The organism is Micromonospora sp. DT48 (assembly GCF_049844495.1).
Lineage (GTDB): Bacteria > Actinomycetota > Actinomycetes > Mycobacteriales > Micromonosporaceae > Micromonospora.
In genome coordinates this window covers 423,890-431,724 of record NZ_JBNCLE010000005.1, presented here as the reverse complement: position 1 = coordinate 431,724, position 7,835 = coordinate 423,890, and the positions used below count along the sequence as shown (strand labels likewise).

The following is a 7,835-nucleotide window of genomic DNA, read 5'->3' as shown; positions in this document are numbered from 1 at the left end:
CACCCCCCTCCGCCCCCCCCCCCCCCTACCCCCCCCCCCCCCCCCCCCCCCCCCCCCCCCCCCCCCCTTTTTTCACAAACTTTTTTTGGTCCCCCACCCCCCCCCCCCCCCAAAACTTCTTGATCAACAGGGAAAGTTAGAGGGTTTGGACGGTGGCGATGCGTTCTTCGAGCTGCTCGATGGTGGCCTGGGCGCTGGGCGGGCCGCCGCAGATGCGGCGCAGCTCGGCATGGATCTTGCCGTGGGGCTGACCGGTGCGGTGGTGCTGGGCCGCGACCAGGGCGTTCAGCTGCCGACGCAGGGCCACCCGGCGCTGGGCGGCGCTCATCGGGGCCGCCGGAGCGGAGGCGGGCGGCGCTGACTCCGTCCGCCGCTCGGCAGCCCGGCGGCGCTGGGCGGCGAGCTGGTCGGCCTGCCGCTTGGCGAGCAACGACGCCACCTGCTCCGAGGTGAGCAGGCCGGGCAGGCCCAGGTACTCCTCTTCCTCGGGAGTGCCGGCCTGGGCCGCCGTACCGAACGAGGCGCCGTCGAAGATCACCTGGTCCAGTTCGGCGGTGGCCGACAGCGCGGCGAACCGCTTCTCCAGTTCGCCGCTGGCCTGCTCGTCGCGTTGGGCCCGCTCCAGCAGGTCGTCGTCGAAGCCCTCGCGGTCCTTGGGCTTGCCGAGCACGTGATCCCGCTCGGCCTCCATCTCGCTGGCCAGCCCGAGCAGGTGCGGCACGCTGGGCAGGAAGACCGACGCGGTCTCCCCGGGCCGCCGGGCCCGGACGAAACGCCCGATCGCCTGTGCGAAGTACAGCGGGGTGCTGGCGCTGGTCGCGTACACGCCGACGGCCAGCCGGGGGATGTCGACGCCTTCGGACACCATCCGCACCGCCACCAGCCACCGTTGCTGAGACGCCGCGAACGTCGCGATCCGGGCGGAAGCGCCCACGTCGTCGGAGAGTACGACCGCCGCCTTCTCCCCCGTCACCTGCTCGATGAGCTTGGCGTACGAGCGGGCCGCCTGCTGGTCGCTGGCGATGACAAGGCCGCCCGCGTCCGGCATGCCCGCCTCCCGCAGCACGGTCAGCCGGGCGTCGGCCGCCCGCAGCACCTGGGGCATCCAGTCGCCGGCCGGGTCCAGGGCGGTACGCCAGGCCTGGGCGATGAGATCCTGGGTCATCGGCTCGCCCAGCCGGGCCGCCAGCTCCTCCCCGGCGTTGGTACGCCACCGGGTCTCCCCCGAGTACGCCAGGAACAGCACCGGCCGTACCACGCCGTCGCGTAACGCGTCGCTGTAGCCGTACACCGAGTCGGCGCGGGAGCGCAGCAGGCCGTCGTCGCCCCGCTCGTAGCTGACGAACGGGATGGGGTTGTCGTCGGAGCGGAAGGGCGTGCCGGTCAGCATCAGGCGGCGTACCGCAGGCTCGAAGGCCGCCTTCACCCCGTCACCCCAGGTACGCGAGTCACCGGCGTGGTGGATCTCGTCGAGGATGACCAGGGTGCGTCGGGTCATGGTGCGCCGCCGGTGCACCTGTGGGGCCATCCCGACCTGCGCGTAGGTGACGACCGCACCGTGGAAGTCCGCCGAGGAGTGCAGGTCGGCGTTGCGGAACGCGGCGTCGAGTTGGATGCCCACCCGAGCGGCGGACTCCGCCCACTGCGTCTTCAGGTGCTCGGTCGGCGCGACCACCGTGACCGCCTCGACGCTGCCGTCGGCGAGCAGTTCGGCGGCGATCCGCAGGGCGAAGGTGGTCTTGCCGGCCCCCGGGGTGGCGACCGCCGTGAAGTCCTCGCTGCGCCGACGCAGGTACTCCACCAGGGCCTTGCGCTGCCAGGCGCGCAGGGGCGGAAACGTTTCGAGTGCCGGCGTCCGGACTGCCACGTGTTCGCTCCTCTCCGGCCGAACGGGATGTCCCGGCCGCAGGCCCGCGGACCCGGGCCGGGCGATGGCGGTCGCCCCACGAAAATGCCTCCGCGCAGCCGAGCCGCGAAGGCCGACTCAGCATAACCAGGGCCCGCTGGGGTGCCGACGCGACGCCACACCCGTCACGGGTGCCCTTCGCCACTGAGGGTTCACTCCGGCGACGGCCCGGACAGTCCGGTGTGCGGCGGACGCGTCGTCGCCACCGGCGCCGACCAGCGCCGCCGCAGGGCCACCAGGCGTACGCCGAAGACCAGCACGGCTGCGGCGGTGAGCGGGATCGGCCCGGTGTGGCCGAGGGCGTTGAGCAGCACCACCATGATCGAACCGACCAGCGACGCGACGGCGTAGATCTCCCGCCGCAGGACCACCGGGATCTCGCCGGTGAGCAGGTCGCGGACGAGTCCGCCACCGATCGCCGTGATCATGCCGATCAGGCAGGCGCCGACCGGCGGCACGTGGGCGTCGAGGGCCTTGAGGGTGCCGACGACGGTGAACAGGCCGAGCCCGGCCGCGTCCAGCACCAGAACGGTGGTGCGCAGCCGGGCGAACTGCGGATGCAGCCAGAAGATCGCCGCAGCGGTCGCCGCAGCGGTCCCCGCGTAGCGCCAGTCGCCGAAGGCCAGCGGTGGGACCTCGTCGATGACCAGGTCCCGGACGATTCCGCCACCGAGGGCCGCGACGAAGCCGACGAAGACCACGCCGAACAGGTCGAGTCGTTTGGCCACTGCCGCGGAGGCGCCCGAGGCGGCGAAGACCGCGACTCCGGCCAGGTCAGCCAGGAGCAGGGCGGTGGAGGTGGTCACCGCCGCAGGTTACGCGGGCCGTCGCGCGGGCCGAGGATCTCACTCGCGGTACGAGTCGTAGATCTCCTTGCACTTCGGGCAGACCGGCGAACCGGGTTTGGGCGTCTTCGTCACCGGGAACGTCTCCCCGCACAGCGCCACGACGAAGGTGCCCATGACGGCACTCTCGGCGATCTTTTCCTTCCGGACGTAATGGAACATCTCCGGACCGGTGTCGGCGTCCTTGAGCTCGGGACGTTCGAGGACCTGTGTAGTCACGTCTGCACCTCCGGCTGACAAGTCTGGCAGGTCACCCTTACCCGGTCCACCTGAGGTGACCCGTGTGGCGGGCGTACGGTGAGCGGTTGTGACCGACTTTCATCTTCGCTACGGCACCGAGGTGGCCCGAGCGCTGCGCGAGCAGGGCCCTGTGGTCGCTCTGGAGAGCACGATCGTCTCGCACGGCCTCCCCCGGCCGGACAATCTTCGGGTCGCCCGGGAGATCGAACAGGCCGTCCGGGACGCGGGCGCGGTCCCGGCCACCATCGGCATGGTCGCCGGGGAACTCGTGGTGGGGCTCGATGACGACGAGCTGACCCGACTGGCCACCGCCGACGGTGTGACCAAACTCTCCGTACGCGATCTCGCGGTGGCTGCCGCGACCGGTGCGGACGGTGCCACCACCGTGGCCGCGACCAGTGCCGTGGCCGCCGCGGCGGGCATCGGCGTGTTCGCCACCGGCGGGCTGGGCGGGGTGCACCGTGAGGCGGCGCAGACCTTCGACGAGTCGGCCGACCTGGTCACCCTGGCCCGTACCCCAATCGCGGTGGTCTGCGCCGGGGTGAAGTCGATCCTCGACGTGGGCGCCACGCTGGAGCGGCTGGAGACCCTCGGAGTGGCCGTGGTCGGCTACCGGACCCGCCGGTTCCCGGGCTTCTTCATCACCGACGGCGGCTTCGACCTCGACTGGTCGGTCGACTCCCCCGAACAGATCGCCGACGTGCTGGCCGCCCGCGAGCAGCACCGCGCGCACCACGGCGGGCTGATCGTCGCCAACCCGCTCCCTCCGGACGAGCAGCTCGACCCGGATCTGCACGACCTCACCCTCGCCGAGGGCCTGGCCCTGCTGGAGCGCGACGGGGTGACCGGCAAGGCCGTCACGCCGTACCTGCTCGCCCACTTCCACTCCGCCACGGCGGGTGCCAGCCTGGCGGTCAACGTCCGGATCATTCTGCGCAACGCCGATCTTGCCGCCCGGATCGCGGTCGCCGCCGCCCAGCGCCGGGCCGACCCGTCGGCGTGAACGCACGCCACGGCGGCACCGGCCGGGTGCTGGTCGTCGGCGACGTGGTCACCGACGTGGTGGCGGTGCTCGCCGGACCGTTGGCGCCCGGTTCCGACACCTCGGCGGCGATCAGGTCCACCGGTGGCGGGCAGGCGGCCAACACCGCGTCCTGGCTGGCTGCCCAGGGCGTACCGGTGACCCTGGTGGGGGCGGTCGGCGATGATGTCGCCGGGAATGACCGGGTGGCGGAGCTGGCTGCCGTCGGCGTCGACTGCGCGGTGGAGCGGGTCGCCGGAGCCGCCACCGGCACGGTGATCGTGCTGGCCGCCGGTGACGAACGGACGATGGTCACCGAGCGTGGGGCCAACGTACGGCTGAGTCCCGGGCACGTGGAAGCGGCGCTGGCCGGTACACCGGACGCGACGCACCTGCACCTGTCCGGGTACACCCTGTTGGACGCGCAGTCCCGACCAGCCGGTCTGCGGGCGCTGGCCGGCGCTCGCGAGCGCGGGCTCACCACCAGCGTCGACGCGGCCTCGGCGGCACCGCTGCGGGCGGCCGGGACGGCGGCGTTCCTGGAGTGGGTACGCGAGGTCGACCTGCTGCTGGTCAACGTCGACGAGGCCACGGTGCTGGCCGGGGGGCTCGAACCGGCGGCGCAGGGGCGGGCGCTGGTCGCCACGGCTCGTCGCGTGGTGGTCAAGCGCGGCTCTGCCGGTGCGATCTGGGTCGACCGCGACGCCGCGATCATCACCTCACCGGCCCACCGGGTGACGGTGCGAGACGTGACCGGAGCCGGTGACGCCTTCGCGGCGGGCCTGCTGGCCGCCTGGCTATCCGGGGCGACGCCGGCGGCGGCCCTGGCCCGGGCGGCGGATCTCGGTGCCGCGGCGGTGACGCAGGTCGGTGCCCGACCGGCTCGCTGAGCTGCCGACGGTCAGGGCTCGGCGTCGATGATCTTGTGTGGCCGCTCCTCGGCGCTGAGGCTCATCGGGGGCGGCGCCGCCTCGGTGGCCGATCGTGCCGAGAAGCGGTTCGCCAGGCGGTGCTGCTCCTTGGGTGGCCGGTCGTTGGCCAGCAGCACCGCGAGCCACGGGATGAGCACGCTGCCCAGCGCGACCAGGGGCAGCCAGAGCCAGAGCATGGGTGCTCCCACGCCGACCAGGACGGCACCGGCGATCACGCAGGCGACGCGGACACCCATCATCACGACGTAACGCCGCTGCCGACTGGTCAACTGATCGTCCTGGCTGCGCGAGGCGTCGGTGATGAGGATCGGCTGGTACGCCTGACGCTTCACCGTGTTACCTCCTCCGGAGGGGTCACCCCCATCCTGTCACCCACACCGGGTGAGCGACGAAATTCGTCGACGGGGGATTCGTGTTACGTGCGTGGTACGCTCGCCGCGTGGGCAGCAGGTTCAGCTTCACCGACGAGGCGTTGGCCAATCTGCGGGTCTACGACGTCACGCCGGGGGAAGTCTGGGAGGCGCTGCACAGCGACCGGCGGGTGATGCGCCATCTCGGTGACGACGTGATGGTGGTCTACGCCCCCACCGCCCGTGGCCGCCGGGTGGCCGTGCTGCTCGCCGAGGCCGACGGCGTCGACAACGACTGGGACGTGCTCGCCGCCCGCGAGTTGAGCGACGTCGAGGCCAAACGCTACGACGAGGCCGTGCGGAAATCTCCGGAGACGAGGAGGCGGTGACGATGAACCGTCACGACGCGACCAAGCAGTTCCACGGCGGCGGCGACCGGATCGCCGATCTGATCGACGAGAGTCAGGCGGTGGAGTTGCCGGTCCCCGACACCGAGACTCCGATGGTCAGCCGGTCGGTCCGGCTGCCCCTGGAGACGTACGAACGGGTCCGGGCCGCCGCCGACGCCCGAGGCATCGGCGTGACGACGTTGATGCGGCAGTGGATCGAGGCGGGCTTGGCCGACCTGGACGACTCGGCGACCGTCTCGCTGGCCGACGTCCGGCGGGCGATCGCCTCCCTCGCCCACCCGAGCGCCGCCTGACCTGACGCCGGTCCCGCACACCGACCTGCGTGGATCGCCAGCTGGCATGCTCGGACCTGATGCGGTGGCGGGTCAGCCCGCGCTCGCCTTCGCCGCCTTCATCTGCTGTTTGTACTCCCGAACCAGGCGCAGTGACTCGGCATCGGTGACATCGGCGACGGACCGGTGGGCATCCGGATCGCCGTAGTCGCCGGCCGCCTCCCGCCAGCCCGGCGGTCGCACGTCGAAGCGCTTGCCGAGCAGCGCGACGAAGATCTGTGCCTTCTGCCGACCGAATCCGGGCAGGGCGGTGACCCGCTTGAGCAGGTCACGGCCGTCCTCCAGGTCCGCCCACAGGTGGGCGGCGTCGCCGTCGTAGCGCTCGACCAACACCCGACAGACCTGCTGTACGCGGGCCGCCATCGCCTTGGGGAACCGGTGCAACGCGGGCGGTCGGGCGAAGATCGCCACCAGGGCTTCCGGGTCGAACTCGGCCAATTCCCGGGCGTCCAGGTCGTGGCCGAGCCGCTCGGCCAGCACGTAAGGCGAGGAGAACGCCTTCTCCATCGAGACCTGCTGGTCGAGCACCATGCCGATCAGCAGGGCCAACGGGTCGCGGGTCAGTAGTCGGTTCGCCTCCGGGTCGATGGGCAGTACGAGTGTCATGCCCACATCCTGCCTGGTCGCGGGGGGTGGGGCGGGATCCGCCACTCACACGATGACAAGTTAGGTAAGCCTGTGCTAACTTCCCGTCGGTCGTCTTGACCGGAAGAGGGGTTCACCGTGCCAGTCACCCATCGCGCCACAGGCGCTTTGCTCACCGCCAGCCTGCTCGTTCTCGGCTTGGCCGCCTGTGGTTCGGGCGGGGACGAGAATGCCGGATCCGACGACAAGGGCGACAAGCAGATCACCGTCTACAGCGGACGCAGTGAGAAGCTGGTCGCGCCACTGCTGGAGAAGTTCACCGCGCAGACCGGCATCACCGTGCAGCCGCGGTACGCCAGCACCGCGCAGCTCGCCGCCCAACTCGTCGAAGAGGGCGACAAGTCCCCGGCCGACGTGTTCTTCGCGCAGGACGCAGGCGCCCTCGGCACCGTCGCCAAGCGGGGGATGTTCAGCACGCTGCCCGAGGCGACCACGTCCCAGGTGCCGCAGACCTACCGGGCGGGCTCCGGCGAGTGGGTCGGCGTGAGCGCCCGAGCGCGGGTCCTGATCTACAACCCCGATCTGGTCCCGGCCGACCAGTTGCCCAGGTCCGTCTTCGACCTGGTCGATCCGGCCTGGAAGGGCAAGGTCGCGGTGGCCCCGACCAACGCCTCGTTCCAGGCGTTCGTCACCGCGATCCGGGTGCAGCACGGTGACGCCCGGGCGGAGGAGTTCCTGGCCGGGCTCCGGGCCAACGATCCGCAGATCCGCGACGGCAACGGCAAGATCGTCGAAGACGTGAACAACGGCGTCGTGGCGGTCGGCCTGGTCAACCACTACTACCTCGGTGAGCTCGCCAAGGAGCAGGGCACCACCCCGGAGCAGCTCAAGGCCAAGCTGCACTTCTTCCCCGGCGGCGACACCGGCGCCCTGGTCAACGTGGCCGGCGTGGGCGTGCTCAAGGGTGCCGCCACCGACCCGGACGTGCAGCAGTTCGTGGACTTCCTGCTCAGCACGGAGTCGCAGACCTACTTCGCCGAGCAGACGTTCGAGTACCCGGTGATCTCCGGTGTGCCGGGTCCGGCGTACGTGCCGCCGCTGGCCGACCTGTCCGTGCCCGAGGTCGACCTGAACGACCTCGACACGCTGGACGCCACCGTGACCATGATCAAGAATTCGGGGCTGGTCCCCTGACCACTCCGCCGACCACCGCA

General features: G+C 71.4%; 10 protein-coding genes. 5 read left to right on the top strand and 5 right to left on the bottom strand.

The window, feature by feature from the left end; translation table 11 throughout:
• Window positions 1-136: 136 nt before the first annotated feature.
• The 3 genes from ACLQ2S_RS05030 to ACLQ2S_RS05020 form a co-directional block, all read right to left on the bottom strand.
• Window positions 137-1,867, bottom strand: coding sequence for a DEAD/DEAH box helicase (locus ACLQ2S_RS05030; protein ID WP_309222811.1), 1,731 nt, complete (start codon window positions 1,865-1,867; stop codon window positions 137-139).
• 191 nt (window positions 1,868-2,058) lie between these two features.
• Window positions 2,059-2,712 (bottom strand): trimeric intracellular cation channel family protein, encoded by a 654-nt coding sequence (locus tag ACLQ2S_RS05025; protein WP_309222812.1) that lies wholly within the window; start codon window positions 2,710-2,712, stop codon window positions 2,059-2,061.
• 39 nt (window positions 2,713-2,751) lie between these two features.
• Window positions 2,752-2,970, bottom strand: a complete 219-nt coding sequence (locus ACLQ2S_RS05020) for a DUF3039 domain-containing protein (RefSeq protein ID WP_169598685.1) — start codon at window positions 2,968-2,970, stop codon at window positions 2,752-2,754.
• 88 nt (window positions 2,971-3,058) lie between these two features.
• Between ACLQ2S_RS05020 and ACLQ2S_RS05015 the strand changes: the two genes are divergently transcribed.
• Window positions 3,059-3,994, top strand: a complete 936-nt coding sequence (locus tag ACLQ2S_RS05015) for a pseudouridine-5'-phosphate glycosidase (RefSeq protein ID WP_309222813.1) — start codon at window positions 3,059-3,061, stop codon at window positions 3,992-3,994.
• Entirely contained in the window at window positions 3,991-4,902 is a 912-nt protein-coding gene (locus ACLQ2S_RS05010) for a carbohydrate kinase family protein (RefSeq protein ID WP_425701199.1), read from the top strand. Before ACLQ2S_RS05015 ends, ACLQ2S_RS05010 begins: the two co-directional genes overlap by 4 nt.
• Before the next feature lie 11 nt (window positions 4,903-4,913).
• Here ACLQ2S_RS05010 and ACLQ2S_RS05005 read toward each other — a convergent pair whose 3' ends face one another.
• Window positions 4,914-5,276, bottom strand: coding sequence for a DUF3099 domain-containing protein (locus tag ACLQ2S_RS05005; RefSeq protein WP_309222815.1), 363 nt, complete (start codon window positions 5,274-5,276; stop codon window positions 4,914-4,916).
• 107 nt (window positions 5,277-5,383) lie between these two features.
• Between ACLQ2S_RS05005 and ACLQ2S_RS05000 the strand changes: the two genes are divergently transcribed.
• A complete protein-coding gene (locus ACLQ2S_RS05000) occupies window positions 5,384-5,683 on the top strand; it encodes a hypothetical protein (protein WP_309222816.1) in 300 nt (99 codons plus the stop codon).
• Between the two features lie 2 nt (window positions 5,684-5,685).
• Window positions 5,686-5,997 (top strand): hypothetical protein, encoded by a 312-nt coding sequence (locus tag ACLQ2S_RS04995; protein WP_155215555.1) that lies wholly within the window; start codon window positions 5,686-5,688, stop codon window positions 5,995-5,997.
• Between the two features lie 72 nt (window positions 5,998-6,069).
• Here the strand turns inward: ACLQ2S_RS04995 and ACLQ2S_RS04990 are convergent, their stop codons facing one another.
• Window positions 6,070-6,642 carry an HhH-GPD-type base excision DNA repair protein gene (locus ACLQ2S_RS04990; protein WP_155215556.1) on the bottom strand — a complete coding sequence of 191 codons (573 nt, stop codon included), beginning with the start codon at window positions 6,640-6,642 and terminating at the stop codon, window positions 6,070-6,072.
• Window positions 6,643-6,759: 117 nt separating this feature from the next.
• Between ACLQ2S_RS04990 and ACLQ2S_RS04985 the strand changes: the two genes are divergently transcribed.
• Window positions 6,760-7,815: an iron ABC transporter substrate-binding protein gene (locus ACLQ2S_RS04985; RefSeq protein ID WP_309222817.1), complete on the top strand. Its 1,056-nt coding sequence runs from the start codon at window positions 6,760-6,762 to the stop codon at window positions 7,813-7,815.
• Window positions 7,816-7,835 lie beyond the last annotated feature (20 nt).